This window comes from Kitasatospora sp. NPDC001539 (assembly GCF_040298565.1).
In the GTDB taxonomy this organism is placed as follows: domain Bacteria; phylum Actinomycetota; class Actinomycetes; order Streptomycetales; family Streptomycetaceae; genus Kitasatospora.
The window spans coordinates 1-13,108 of the sequence record NZ_JBEPAK010000198.1 but is presented as its reverse complement, the minus strand read 5'-3'; the positions used below and the strand labels follow the sequence as shown (position 1 = coordinate 13,108).

Annotated in this window: 9 protein-coding genes; 4 read left to right on the top strand and 5 right to left on the bottom strand. The window is 75.0% G+C overall.

Annotated features, from left to right (window positions below; genetic code table 11):
- Positions 1-320 precede the first annotated feature (320 nt).
- On the bottom strand, positions 321-1,568 hold the full coding sequence (locus ABT247_RS25360; RefSeq protein WP_350746240.1) for an LCP family protein: 1,248 nt from the start codon (positions 1,566-1,568) through the stop codon (positions 321-323).
- A 36-nt stretch (positions 1,569-1,604) separates the two neighbouring features.
- On the bottom strand, positions 1,605-2,396 hold the full coding sequence (locus tag ABT247_RS25355; RefSeq protein ID WP_350746238.1) for a TIGR03089 family protein: 792 nt from the start codon (positions 2,394-2,396) through the stop codon (positions 1,605-1,607).
- Positions 2,397-2,511: 115 nt separating this feature from the next.
- Between ABT247_RS25355 and ABT247_RS25350 the strand changes: the two genes are divergently transcribed.
- Positions 2,512-3,663 (top strand): peptidoglycan recognition protein family protein, encoded by a 1,152-nt coding sequence (locus ABT247_RS25350; RefSeq protein ID WP_350746236.1) that lies wholly within the window; start codon positions 2,512-2,514, stop codon positions 3,661-3,663.
- 372 nt (positions 3,664-4,035) lie between these two features.
- Positions 4,036-4,974, top strand: coding sequence for a DNA-3-methyladenine glycosylase family protein (locus ABT247_RS25345; RefSeq protein WP_392905274.1), 939 nt, complete (start codon positions 4,036-4,038; stop codon positions 4,972-4,974).
- Between the two features lie 37 nt (positions 4,975-5,011).
- On the opposite strand, the gene ABT247_RS25340 is transcribed toward ABT247_RS25345, so the two are convergent.
- The 3 genes from ABT247_RS25340 to ABT247_RS25330 are packed head-to-tail and all read right to left on the bottom strand — an operon-like array spanning position 5,012 to position 7,943.
- Positions 5,012-6,310 carry a coenzyme F420-0:L-glutamate ligase gene (locus ABT247_RS25340; protein WP_350746234.1) on the bottom strand — a complete coding sequence of 433 codons (1,299 nt, stop codon included), beginning with the start codon at positions 6,308-6,310 and terminating at the stop codon, positions 5,012-5,014.
- On the bottom strand, positions 6,307-7,266 hold the full coding sequence (gene cofD, locus ABT247_RS25335; RefSeq protein ID WP_350746231.1) for a 2-phospho-L-lactate transferase: 960 nt from the start codon (positions 7,264-7,266) through the stop codon (positions 6,307-6,309). The genes ABT247_RS25340 and cofD overlap by 4 nt, the downstream gene beginning before the upstream one ends.
- A gap of 41 nt (positions 7,267-7,307) precedes the next feature.
- Positions 7,308-7,943, bottom strand: a complete 636-nt coding sequence (locus ABT247_RS25330; protein ID WP_350746243.1) for a cysteine dioxygenase — start codon at positions 7,941-7,943, stop codon at positions 7,308-7,310.
- Positions 7,944-8,619: 676 nt separating this feature from the next.
- On the opposite strand from ABT247_RS25330, the gene ABT247_RS25325 reads away from it, so the two are divergent.
- Together ABT247_RS25325 and ABT247_RS25320 are read left to right on the top strand one after the other, a co-directional pair.
- A complete protein-coding gene (locus ABT247_RS25325; protein ID WP_030062195.1) occupies positions 8,620-8,892 on the top strand; it encodes a WhiB family transcriptional regulator in 273 nt (90 codons plus the stop codon).
- A 257-nt stretch (positions 8,893-9,149) separates the two neighbouring features.
- Positions 9,150-12,998, top strand: coding sequence for a glycosyltransferase (locus ABT247_RS25320; protein ID WP_350746226.1), 3,849 nt, complete (start codon positions 9,150-9,152; stop codon positions 12,996-12,998).
- Positions 12,999-13,108 lie beyond the last annotated feature (110 nt).

Genomic DNA, 13,108 nt, shown 5'->3' with positions numbered 1-13,108 from the left:
CACCCCGGCCGGGGCCGGCCCGGCCGCCGCATCGCCGTCGGACGGGCGCTGCCTGGGGATCCCGGCGCCCCGGTCCACCCGGTACTGACCGGTTTCCGGTTGCTCCTCGTACACGGGGTTTCCCTATCTTCGGACCGGTCACGGCTCCGGCCCGCCCGCTCCGACGGGCCGATCCGGACACACTAGACGAGCCGAACGGGGGAATCGTTCCGGTTGTGACTTCCGTCATGCGCTGGCAAGGGATCGGCAAAGTCGGGATCCGGTCCGGCAATTCCGGCCGCTTTCCGCCTCGGCGGCGCCGACCTGCGGCGTCGCCGGGATCAGTGCGGGGCGCAGGGGTCCACGTCGGCCGTCCGTCCCTCGAAGGTGGGCGAGCCGCTCGCGGAGGGTGACGGCGCCACCCGGTCCGACCCCGCGCCGGCGGTCGCCGGGCCGGCCTCGACGCCGGCGGACGGGCTGGCCCCCGCGGTGGGCGTCGGGCCGGGCGGCCGGACGGTGATCGGCCGGTCGTCCCGCAGCGCGGTGAACAGCTGGGTGGTCTGCGGCTGCACGAACTCGTCCCGGTCCGAGTCGTAGTGGTACGGGCGGCGCGGCGCGGTCAGGAACGCCACGTCCGGCGACGGGATGCCGCGCAGGTCCTGGGTCAGGTCGTACAGCGCGCCGAGCGAGGACAGGCCGGCGTCCGCCTGGATCGAGGAGGTGGCCGCGTCCAGCACCGGCCACAGCTTCGCCGGGTTCAGCAGCACCCCCTGCGACTGCACCTTGTGGATCAGCGAGGCGAGGAACTGCTGCTGACGGCCCATCCGCTGGGTGTCGCTGCCGTCGCCCAGGCTCTCCCTGGCCCGGACGTAGCCGAGGGCCTGCTCGCCGTGCAGCACCTGGCGGCCGGCCGGCAGGTCGAGCTTGGCGTCCTTGTCGTGGATCGGCTGCGCCACGCACACCTCGACGCCGCCGATCGCGTCCACCATCGTCTTGAAGCCGTGGAAGTCGAGGATCAGGTAGTGGTCGATCCGGATGCCGCTCAACTGCTCGACGGTGCGGATGGAGCAGGCCGGACCGCCCAGTTCGAAGGCCCAGTTGAACTGCATCACCGCCGGCTTGCTGCGGCTGCCGTCCGCCTTCTCGCAGGCGGGCACGGTGACCATGACGTCGCGCGGGACGGAGACCGCCGTCGCGTGCTTCCGGTCGGCGGCGACGTGCAGCAGGATCGTGGTGTCCGAGCGCTGGGTGCCGGCCTGGCCGCCGTAGGTCGAGTTGGCGCCGGAGCGGTCGTCACTGCCGATCAGCAGGATGTTCCGGGCGTCCTTGGCGCCGGCCGTGCGACTCGGACGCTCCGCCTCCAGTTCGGCCAGCAGCTTGTCGGTGGCCGAGTCGGTCCGGATGTTGCCGTCGAGCTTGCGGTAGGCGACGTACAGCAGCACCCCGGTGGCGACCACCAGGAACGCGACGACGCCGGCGGTGATCATCAGCCACCGCCGGCGCCTGCGCGGGCGTTCCGGCCCGCCCGGAGAAGCGTCCGTCGGGGGAGCGTCGTCGGTCGGGGGGTGCTCGGTGTCGTCCTCGGCCATGGCAGGGATCCCTACCCGCCGGGCCGTCGCCGGGGGTCAGCCGAGGCGCAGTGTCACCCGTTCGGATTCGACCCGCTTCTCCCACTGGTCGGCGCTCAGACCCTCGGAGTTGCGGCACAGCACCACCGAGGCGCCGGCCGCCAACGGGGCCAGCAGGCCGGCCTCCAGACCCGACCAGTCGTCATAGGACAGCGTGGACAGGACCCGCCCGCCGGGTTCCAGCCCGAGGCGCGCGGCGCCCTCCCGGGCCAGCGCGACGGTCTGCTCGCCGGTCAGCTTCAGCGGCAGCCCGTCCACCGTGGTCTCCAGCGACGGCCCGTCCGGCGGCACCGGGGAGTACGGCGCGAAGCGGTCGCCCTGGCCGGGCACCTCGGCGGCGTAGTCGAGGAAGCCGTCCGGGCGCTGCGGGAAGCGGCCGCCGAGCGGGCGCAGCGCGAGCGCGACGCGCTCGCCCTCGCAGGCGTGGGCGGCCTCCAGGCCGTCCGGGCCGCTCACCACCAGGTCGGCGGTGGCCGGGTCCCCGGCCGGCACCGCCGTCACGCCGACCGACCAGCAGGCCAGCAGCCAGACGGCGCTCTGCCAGTGGGCGGGCAGCAGGAGCGCGGCGCGGTCACCCGGACCGGCGTTGAGTTCGTCCTGGAGGAGGTTGGCGGTCTTGGCGACCCAGTTGTCGAAGGTCCGGGCGGACAGCTCCACCCGTTCGCCGGTGGCGTCGTCGTAGAAGGTGACCAGCGGGGCCGCGGGATCGACCGAAGGGGTGCCGCCGCGCAGGTATGCGTGCAGCAGCTCGACGGGGGTGCGGGCATCGGCAGCGAATGGCGCAGTCATGGTGCGCCCCAGCCTACGGCCTTCGGGTGGGAGGCCGGGAGGGGCGCCGGGCGGCGCACGCGAGCGGCGCAAGCCGATGTGACGTCAGAGGAGATTTGCGTCCAATATCCGTTTTATGCGTATCTCACTTCTGGTCGGTGCCGCCGCGAGCTGCGTCGCCGCCCTGCTCCTCCCCCCGACCCTCGCCCCGGCCGCCGTCGCGGAGCCGGTGCCGACCGAACAGACCTCCGCGGGCGGCGGCACCGTGACGAGCCTGTCGCTGGCCTCCGCCGAACACAGCGTCACCCAGCGCGCCACCAAGCCCTTCTCGCTCGTCGGGGTGAGCTGGGACGACCCCCGGCAGTCCCTCGTCGGCACCTCGATCCGGGTCCGCACCCGCAGCCTCGCCACCGGCACCTGGGGCGACTGGCGCCGGCTGGACGTCGAGGGCGAGGACGCCCCCGACGAGCGGGACGGCCGGTCCGGCATCCGCGGCTCCACGGCACCGCTGTGGACCGGTCCCAGCAACGGCGTGGCCATCGAGGTCACCCCCGGGCCGCAGGGGCTGCCCGCCGGGCTGCGCGCGGAACTGGTCGACCCGGGCAAGGGCGCCTCCGCGCCGGCCTCCGCCCCGCGCACCCTGCCGGGCGAAACGGCGACCCACCGGGAGGCGGCCGACCACGAGGCGCCGCGCCCGGGCATCGTCACCCGGGCGGGCTGGGGCGCCGACGAGTCGCTGCGCGAGCCGGGCTTCGTCTACACCGGGACGGTCAAGGCGGTCTTCGTCCACCACACCGCCACGGCCACGGACTACGCGTGCAGTGACGCACCGCAGATGATCCGGGCGATCTACCAGTACCACGTCCAGAGCAACGGCTGGCGGGACATCGGCTACAACTTCCTGGTCGACCGCTGCGGCACCATCTACGAGGGCCGGGCCGGCGGCGTCGCCCAGCCCGTCCTCGGCGCGCACACCCTCGGCTTCAACACGGACTCGACCGGCGTCGCCGCGCTCGGGACCTTCACCTCCGACACCCCGCCGCAGCAGCTGGTGGACGGCGTGAGCAAGATCGCGGCCTGGAAGCTCGGCCTGACCGGCCAGGACGCGTCCGGTCACACCGACCTGACGTCCGGCTCCTCGCAGAGCCGCTACCCCAAGGGCACGGTCGTGTCCTTCGACACGATCTCCGGCCACCGGGACGCCTTCGCCACCGAGTGCCCGGGCGACGCGCTCTACACCCGGCTCGGCGACATCCGCTCCTGGGCCGCCCACCTCCAGGGCCGCTGAGCCCCGTCCTCACCCCCGCCGGCCGGACGGCTCCTGCGCCGGCCCCGTGCGCCCCACCTGCGCACCTCCTCCGTCGGCTCCGTCCCCCGGTCCGGCCGGAGGTCGTACCGCGCCGAAGTGTTCCGCAGCGGCGCGATCCACCACCCGGCCCCGGCGTTCACCGCGATCACCGTCCGCACCGCGTTGAACCCGGGGCCGTTCCCCTCCCCGCCGATCCCTCCGCGCCGTCCGGCACCATCCCCGCGACCGCCTCCGGCCGGGCCACCCCCGGCCCCGGCGCCCGCACCGCGATCCCGCCCCGGGAGGGCAGCTCCGGCAGCCGCGTATCGTTCATATCCCAGGGTGGACGACGGCGGCACGGAGACGACGGCAGTGACGGGCGGGACAGGCGGTACGGGCGGCGGCTCGGTGCGGCGTTGGCGGCCGGGCTTCCCGCTGGACGCGGCCCGGACCCTGCTGCCGCTGCGCCGGGGCCCCGCCGACCCGTCGTACCGGACCACGGGTGACGGCGCCGTCTGGCGCGCCTCCCGCACCCCGGCGGGCATCGGCACCCTGCGGGTGCTGTCCCGTCCGGCGGTCGGCGAGGTCGAGGCGCGGGCCTGGGGCCCGGCCGCGGACTGGCTGCTCGACCGCCTCCCGGTGCTGCTGGGCGCCGAGGACGAGCCGGAGGCCCTGGTGCTGCCGCCCGGCCCGCTGCGGGACGCCCAGCGCCGGACCGCGGGCGTACGCCTGACCCGGACCGGTCTGGTGCTGGAGTCGCTCGTCCCGGCGATCCTGGAGCAGAAGGTCACCACCGACGAGGCCTACCGGGCCTGGCGCACCCTGCTGCGGGACTTCGGCACCCCGGCGCCCGGCCCCGCCCCGGGCATGTGGGTGGCGCCGACGGCCCGGGAGTGGGCGATGGTTCCGAGCTGGGAGTGGCACCGGGCGGGCGTGGACCCGAAGCGTTCCGCGACGGTGATGCGGGCCGTCCGGCTGGCGCCCCGGCTGGAGGAGGCCTCGGCGATGGGCCACGAGGAGGCCTTCGCCCGGCTCACGGCCGTCCCGGGCATCGGGATCTGGACGGCGGCCGAGACCCTGCAGCGCAGCAACGGCGACCCGGACGCCGTCTCGGTCGGCGACTTCCACCTGCCGAACCTGGTCGGCTGGGCGCTGGCCGGTCGCCCCCGCAGCGACGACGCGCAGATGCTGGCCCTGCTGGAGCCCTACCGGCCCCACCGCTACCGCATCTGCCGCCTGCTGCTCGCCATCGGCACCCGCGCCCCCCGCTACGGCCCCCGGCTGACGCCCAACGACCACCGCCACCGCTGAGCGGAGAGCGGAGGGCCGAGGGCGTCAGCGGTGGCGGCTACCGCACCTCGACGAACGCCTCCGCGCTGCGCTCCGGCCGTTCGCGGGGCGGCTCGGCCGGGCGGCCGACGGCGACGGCGCCCATCGGGTCCCAGTCGGCCGGGAGGTCCAGTGCCGCCCGGACGGTGTCGCGGCAGAACATGGTGGACGACACCCAGGCGGAGCCGTAGCCCTCTCCGGTCAGCGCGACCAGCAGGTTCTGCACGGCCGCACCGGCGGCGACGGTGAACATCTCCCGCTCGGCCGCGGCCCGGCGCGGGTCGGGGTAGCGGTGGGCGCCGTCCGTCACCAGGCAGGGGACCACCAGGTACGGCGCGTTGCGCAGGACGTCGCCGCGAGCGGTGCGGCGGGCGATCCTGGCGTCGTCCCAGCCGTCGAGTTCGCGCAGGTCGCGCTGCCAGGCGGCGAGCATCGCGTCGAGCAGCCGGGTGCGGCTCTCCGCGGACTCCAGCAGGACGAACCGCCACGGGGTGGTGTGGTGCGGGGCGGGCGCGGTGACCGCGGCGGCGACGGCGCGGCGCACGGCGGCCGGGTCGACCGGGGCGTCGGTGAAGGAGCGGACGGTGCGCCGCAGGGTGACGGCCTGGCGCAGCGCCTCGGAGGTGCCGAGCCGGAACATGTCGTCCACGGCGGGCCGCACCAGCGGCCGGGTGCCGGCGCCGTCCTCGTCGGTGACGAGGTGCCCGAGCCCGCGCACGACCGCGACCGGGACGCCGGTGGCCTTGCCCTTCACCAGGTCGGCGGCGGCGGCGAGTTCGTCGGCGGTGGCGGTGACGGTGAGCACCAGTTCGTTGCCGTGGCTGTCGGTGCGTCCCCGGTGGTCCTCCAGGACGGACAGCCCGGCGGCGCCGATCGCCACGTCGGTGAGCCCGGTGCGCCAGGGCCGGCCGAAGGTGTCGGTGACGACGACGGCGAGCCGGCGGCCGGTGAGCCGCTGGAGCCCGGCCCGCAGCGAGCGCGCCGAGGCGTCCGGGTCCTCCGGGAGCAGCAGCACGGTGCCGGGGGCGGTGTTGGAGGCGTCGACTCCGGCGGCGGCCATCACGAAGCCGTTGCGGTTCTCCACGATCCGGGCCGGTCCGCGCCGGGCGACGACCCGCACGGTCTCGGCGTCGATCGCGGCCTCGCGGTCGGCGGCGTGCAGCAGCCTGCCCTCGGCCTTGCTGACGACCTTCGAGGTGACCAGCAGGATGTCGCCGTCCTGGTACGTCCCGGCCTTGGCGATCAGCTCGGCGAGGTCCGCCCCGGGGTCGATCTCCGGGATGCCCTCGACGGCCAGGACCTCCAGCGAGGCGGTCACGCGCGGACCTGTTCGGCGAGGGCGAGTGCCGCCCGGGCCATCTCGGCGGTGGCGTCGACGTCCGTCATCAGCAGCGGGACGGCCCGGCAGGCGATCCCGGCGGCCTCGACGCCGGCCACGGCGTCCTCGTCGGCGGTGTCGACCAGCCAGCCGTCCAGCAGTGCGGCGCCGTAGTGCAGCGCGACCGCCTCCGCGGCGGCCTCGACGCCGACGGCGGCGAGCACCTTGTCGGCCATGCCCCGCACCGGTGCCCCGCCGATGATCGGGGAGAGCCCGACCACCGGGGCGGGGGCGGCGGCGACGGCCTCCCGGATGCCGGGGACGGCCAGGATGGTGCCGATCGAGACGACCGGGTTGGACGGCGGGAAGAGGATGACGTCGGCCGCGGCGATGGCCTCCAGCACGCCGGGTGCCGGCTCGGCCGTGTCGGCGCCGACCGGGATGATCGCCTCGGCGTCGACGGCGGCGTGCAGCTTGACCCAGTACTCCTGGAAGTGGACGGCCCGGGTGCCCTGCTCGTCGGTGATCCGCACGTGGGTCTCGACCCGGTCGTCGCTCATCGGCAGCAGCCGCACGCCGGGCTGCCAGCGCACGCACAGCGCCTCGGTGACCTGGCTGAGGCTGTACCCGGCGGTGAGCATCTGGCTGCGGACGAGGTGGGTGGCGAAGTCGCGGTCGCCGAGCCCGAACCACTCGGGGCCGACGCCGTACTCCTTCATCTCGGCCTTGATCGACCAGGTCTCGTCGGCGCGTCCCCAGCCCTGCTCCTCGTTGATGCCGCCGCCGAGGGTGTACATCACGGTGTCGAGGTCGGGGCAGACCTTGAGGCCGTAGAGGTGGATGTCGTCGCCGGTGTTGCCGATGACGGTGATCTCGTCCTGCGGTCCGACCGCCGCGAGGAGCCCGCGCAGGAAGCGCGCCCCGCCGATCCCGCCTGCCAGTGCCACGATGCGCATGCGCTCATCCTGCCACGGTCGGACTCCTCGTCAGTCCGCGCTCACTGCCGTTCGGCCCGGGCCCGCCGGTCCTGTCCGGCGTGCGGCGAGGCGTGCGGCAGGGGGTGCGGTTCGGCGTGCTGCTCGGGGACGGCGGTCGCGGCGCCGTACTGGTTCATCGCGGTCAGCCCTGGGGCGTAGAGGTGGATGGAGACGGCGGGTTCGAGCGCGCCGTTGACCACCTCGTGCAGGTAACCGGGGGAGAAGACGCGCTGCCCGCCGGGGCGCAGGGTGCGGGCGACGGCGCCGCTGGGGGTCTCCCCGGCCGAAGGCTGGGGGAGGGTGAGGGAGCGCTCGATCAGTTCGCCCCGCACGACGGTGAGCACGCCGGAGGACTCGCCGTGGTCGTGGAAGCCGCTGCTCTGACCGGGCAGCCAGCTGAGCAGCCAGACCTCGTAGCCGGGACCGGTCTCCAGCCGGGCGTACCAGCGGGTGAGCGCGTCGTAGCGGACCAGCGGCTCCCAGCGGGTGCGGTCGGCGGCGATCTCGCGCACCAGCCGGGCGTACTCGGCGACGGTGGTCGGGTGGGCGGGCAGGTCGGTCCGGGCGAGGTGCGGGAAGGCGAGCGGGTCACCGGCGATGGAGACGTCGCTGAGCCCGTCCGCCCAGCGGGGCGCGCGGGTGGGGGCGAGGCCCAGGCGGGCGAGCTTGTTGCGGTCGCGGTTCCGCTTGCGGATGCGGATCTTGCGCACGGGAGTCGTCCTCGGATGAGTCGGCTGGTTCGGCGGGATCAGCCGGATCCGGGATGTCCTGGGGCGGGAATCGCGGGCGGCCTCTGTGCTTCCTGGGGCGGCGCGCGGTGGGACGCGGGCGCCTAGATACAGCAGGAACAGAGGCGACAACAGGAGTTCACGGCACGGCGGAGCGTGGAACCGCTCCGGGGGCTGGCGAACTCTGACATAGGGGCAAGGACACCGCATCCGCGGGGCCGGTGTCAAACCGGACGATGCGGCATTCGGGTGGATTAGGTCCGGATCTTTCCCTGATGGGCTGGTTCATCACTCTCTATGTTTCGATGGGAAGATCGCCGGGAAGGGAGGCCGATGACCGGCCTGTGACGGTGACCTGGCGTCATTCCGCGCATGGTTGCCGACGGTTCGATGCCATCCGGAGCTTTCGAGCTGAAAGTCCGATGTGTCCGGATATGTACACTATTCGTAACCGCTTGGTGCCAGGGAGTGAATCCCGGCCTCAATACCAGAGCTCGGCTTGACTGGGCCAGAGTGACGCAACTGTAATTTCACTCGTGTCGTCGGCCGCACGAGGCAACGGCAACCACGGGGACGCCAAGTAGGGGCAGAGGAGGCGCGCCACATGAGCGAGCTCTTTGAGCTGTTGATCGGGGACGGCATCGCGGAGGACGAGGAGGAACTCGGTTGGCAGGAGCGCGCGTTGTGCGCCCAGACTGACCCGGAGTCCTTCTTCCCCGAGAAGGGCGGCTCGACCCGCGAGGCCAAGAAGGTCTGCCTCGCCTGCGAGGTCCGCTCCGAGTGCCTGGAGTACGCCCTCGCCAATGACGAGCGCTTCGGCATCTGGGGCGGCCTCTCCGAGCGGGAGCGCCGTCGGCTCAAGAAGAGCGCGGTCTGACCGGGGCGGCCCCTGAGCCCCGCTGACCCTCCGACAGGTCCGGCGGAACGGACCTCCACGCAGCTGTACGAGCGCCTCGCCCCGGTGGCGGGGCGCTTTCGTGCTCCCGGGCGAGTCCCCGGCGCCCCCCGCCCGCTTCTTCACGGCCTCCGCACCGGCACCGCGCACGAGGCGGCCATCCGGAGCCGTTAGTGTGGTGCGCCATCCGGTTGCCGTTCACCGGCTGTGTCCACCGAGAACTGGGGCCCGCGCACTCGATGACCGTCTACAGCCACCAGAGCGGCTTCACCGCTTCCAGGCCGCCCGCCTACCCGCGCCACCTGGTCACCGCGGTGATCGTCTCGCACGACGGCGCCCGCTGGCTGCCGCAGGCCCTGGCCGGCCTGCTCGGCCAGGACCGCCAGGTCCAGCGGATCCTCGCGGTCGACACCGGGTCCACCGACAACTCCCCGCAACTGCTCGCCGACACCCTGGCCGACTGGCTGCCCGAGAGCGGCCCCCTGGTGCTCGGCCGCCGCGCCGGCTTCGGCACCGCCGTCGCCGAGGCCGTGTTCAACAGCCCGCCGCTGCGCCCGGAGGACCTCCCGTACCGGCTCGACCCGTCCGGCTACGACCCGGTCACCGGCGGCTGGGACGACTTCGGCGACCCGCTCGCCCAGGAGGACGACCTCGGCCGCGGCGGCCCGCGCGAGACCGAGCCGGTCGAGTGGCTCTGGCTGCTGCACGACGACTGCGAACCGCAGACCGACGCCCTGCGCCGCCTCCTCCAGGTCGCCGACTCCACCCCGAGCGCCGGCGTCGTCGGCCCCAAGCTGCGCAGCTGGTACGACCGCCGCCAGCTGCTCGAGGTCGGCGTCACCATCGCCCACTCCGGCCGCCGCTGGACCGGCCTGGACCGCCGCGAGCAGGACCAGGGCCAGCACGACCAGGTCCGCCCCGTGCTCGCCGTCTCCAGCGCGGGCATGCTGGTGCGCCGGGACGTCTTCGAGGAGCTCGGCGGCTTCGACAAGGCCCTCCCGCTGATGCGGGACGACACCGACTTCTGCTGGCGGGTCAACGCCGCCGGCCACCGCGTGGTGGTCGCCCCCGACGCCGTGCTGCGGCACGCCGAGGCGGCCAGCCGCGAGCGCCGCGCCATCGACTGCGGCCCCTCCCACCCCCACCGGGTGGACAAGGCCGGCTCCGTCTACACCCTGCTCGCCAACTGCAAGGGCGCGCTCTTCCCGTACGTGCTGCTGCGCCTGGTGCTCGGCACCCTGGTGCGCGCCGTCACCAACCTGCTCGGCAAGGACCCGCGCCAGGCGTTCGACGAACTGGCCGGCCTCGGCCACGAACTGGTCCGGTTCCCGAGGCTGTTGGCCGCGCGCAAACGCCGCGCCCGGACCAGGGCCGCGGACGCCCTGGACGACCGCACGCTCTTCCCGGCCCCCGGCGCCACCACCCGGCTGGCCGTCGAAGGCGTCATCGGCTCGCTCGGGATAGGGGGCGGCGACGACTCCGGCGGCCGGCACGGCACGGTCGAGGCCGGCGGCGACGAGGACGCCGAGGACCTGGTCGTCGAGCAGTTCGCGCTGCTCAAGAAGCTGGCCCGGCGCCCCGCACCGGTGCTGTTCGCGGCCCTGCTGGTGTTCGCCCTGGTCGCCTGCCGCAGCCTGCTCGGCGGCGGCGACCTGCTCGGCGGCGCCCTGCTGCCCGCCTCCGACGGCGCCGGCGGCCTGTGGTCCATGTACGCCGACGCCTGGCACCCGATCGGCACCGGCTCCACCGCCGCCGCACCGCCGTACCTCGGCGCGCTCGCGGTGTTCTCCTGGCTCCTGTTCGGCCACGCCGACCTCGCGCTCACCCTGCTGGTCGTGCTCACCGTGCCGCTCGCCGCGGTCAGCGCCTACCTGGTGTCCCGGCCGCTGCTGGACTCCAAGCTGGTGCGCGCCTGGGCCAGCGCCACCTACGCCCTGCTGCCCGCCGCGACCGGTGCGCTCGCCCAGGGCCGGATCGGCACCGCCGTCCTCGCGGTGCTGCTGCCCCCGCTGGCCCGCGCCGCCGCCATCGCGGCCGGCCTGGGCATCCGCGAGGAGAGCGCGGCCAAGGGCGCCCGCCCCGGCTGGCGGCCGGTCTGGATGGCCGTCCTGCTGCTCACCCTGACCACCGCCTTCGTCCCGCTGACCTGGGCCCTCGCCCTGCCGCTGTGCCTGGCCACGCTGGTCGTCGCGGTGCTGCGCGGCGGCGCCTTCGGCTCCGGCGGTACGGCGCTGCGGCTGCTCGGCCTGCGCGTGCTGGTGATCCTCGCGGTGCCGGTGGCCGTGCTCGCCCCGTGGTCCCTGAAGGTGCTGTCGCACCCCCAGTGGCTGCTGCTGGAGGCCGGCCTGCCCGGCCTGCACGGCGCCGGCGCGAGCGCGGCCGGCCTGCTGCTGGTCAACCCCGGCGGCGCCGGAGTGCCGCCGGTCTGGCTCTCCGCCGGCGTGGTGCTCGCGGCGCTCGCCGCCCTGCTGCGCGCCGACCGCCGCCGCGCGGTGCTCGCGGCCTGGGGCGCGGCCGGCGCCGGTCTGGTCTTCGCGGTCGTGGTGGCCGGCACCTCCGTCACCCCGGCCTCCGGCGGGCCGGCCGTGCCCGCCTGGGCCGGCCCGGCCAGCCTGATCGCGGGCATCGCCCTGCTCGCCGCCGCCGCGATCGGCGCCGACGGCGCCAACGCCCGCGTCGCCGGGATCGCCTTCGGCTGGCGCCAGCCCGTCGCCGCCCTGGTGGTGGCCGCCGCCGTGCTCGCCCCGCTGGGCACCGGCCTGTGGTGGGCGCTGACCGGCGCCGGCGGCCCGCTGCACCGCGGCGGCGCCGCCCAGGTGCCCGCCTTCATCGCAGAGGAGGCCGGCACCACCGACCGGTCCCGCACCCTCGTCGTCACCGGGGAGAAGGGCGCCGTCCGCTACACCGTGGTGCGCGGCGCCGGTCTGACGCTCGGCCAGGCCGAGTCCACCGTGGACCCGGCCACCGGTACCCAGGACGGCCTGAACCGGATGGTCGGCAGCCTGCTGGCCGGCTCCGGCGCCGACCAGGCGAACGCCCTGGCCGGCTACGGCATCGCGTACGTCCTCGTCGAGCGCCAGGCGATCGACGCCTTCAAGGACGTCCTGGACACCACCCCGGGCCTGGTCAAGGCCAACCAGGACGGCGACGCCGCGCTCTGGCAGGTCGCCGGCGTCCCCGCGGTCCGCGCGGTGATCACCTCCCCCGGCGCCACCCCGGTGGTCGTCCCGGCCGGGGTCCGCGACCTCGCCACCACCCTGCCGGCCGGCCCGGACGGCCGGGTGCTGCGCCTGGCCGAGTCCGCCGCGCCCGAGTGGAAGGCCACCCTGGACGGCACCGCCCTGGAGCCGACCACCGTGGACGGCTGGGCCCAGGGCTTCAAGCTCCCCGCCTCCGGCGGCAAGCTGTCCGTCACCCGGGAGGGCAGCCTCGCCCACACCGGCTGGATCTGGGTGCAGGTGCTGCTCGGCCTCACCGTCCTGGTGCTGGCCCTGCCGGGCCGCCGCAGCAACAAGGACGACGACCTGCCCGAGGAGGTGGTGGCCGCCGCCGCGCTGGCCGCCGCCCAGGCGCAGCCCCCCGTCCCCGGCAGCCGCCGGGCCCGCCGGATGGCCGAACGCGGGGAGGGCGCCGAGCCCGGCGCCGAGGAGCCCGGGGTGTACGAGGGCCGGCCGGGGGCCACCCCGGCCCAGCCGGCCGGTGAACCGGTGAGCGGGGCGGTCGAGGCGGCCGCCGCCGTCCAGGAGGCCGAGCCGTACACCGACCCGTACCAGACGTACCAGCACGCCGACCCGTACAGCTACGACCAGTACCCGGCCCAGCAGCCGGCGACCGCGCCGTACGGCGGCCAGGGGTACGACGCCCACGGGTACGACGGCTCGCAGCAGGCCTACCCGCAGTCCGGCTACGACCCGTACCAGCAGCAGGGCCAGTACGGCTACGACCCGTACCAGCAGCCCGAGCACCACCAGCAGCCCGAGCAGCACCAGCCCTGGCTGCCGGGCCAGCAGCAGGGCGAGCCCTACTACGACCCGAACGACCCGGACGGCACCGGCCGGTACCCGCACCAGCACGGATCGGGGAGCTGACCCGCGATGAAGAAGCCCGCATTCAGGAAGAAGCCCGGCGCCCGCGCCGAGGAGGCCTTCGAGCCCGCCGGGGACCTCCCGCCGGCGCAGGCCCCCCGGCCCGCCGGCGC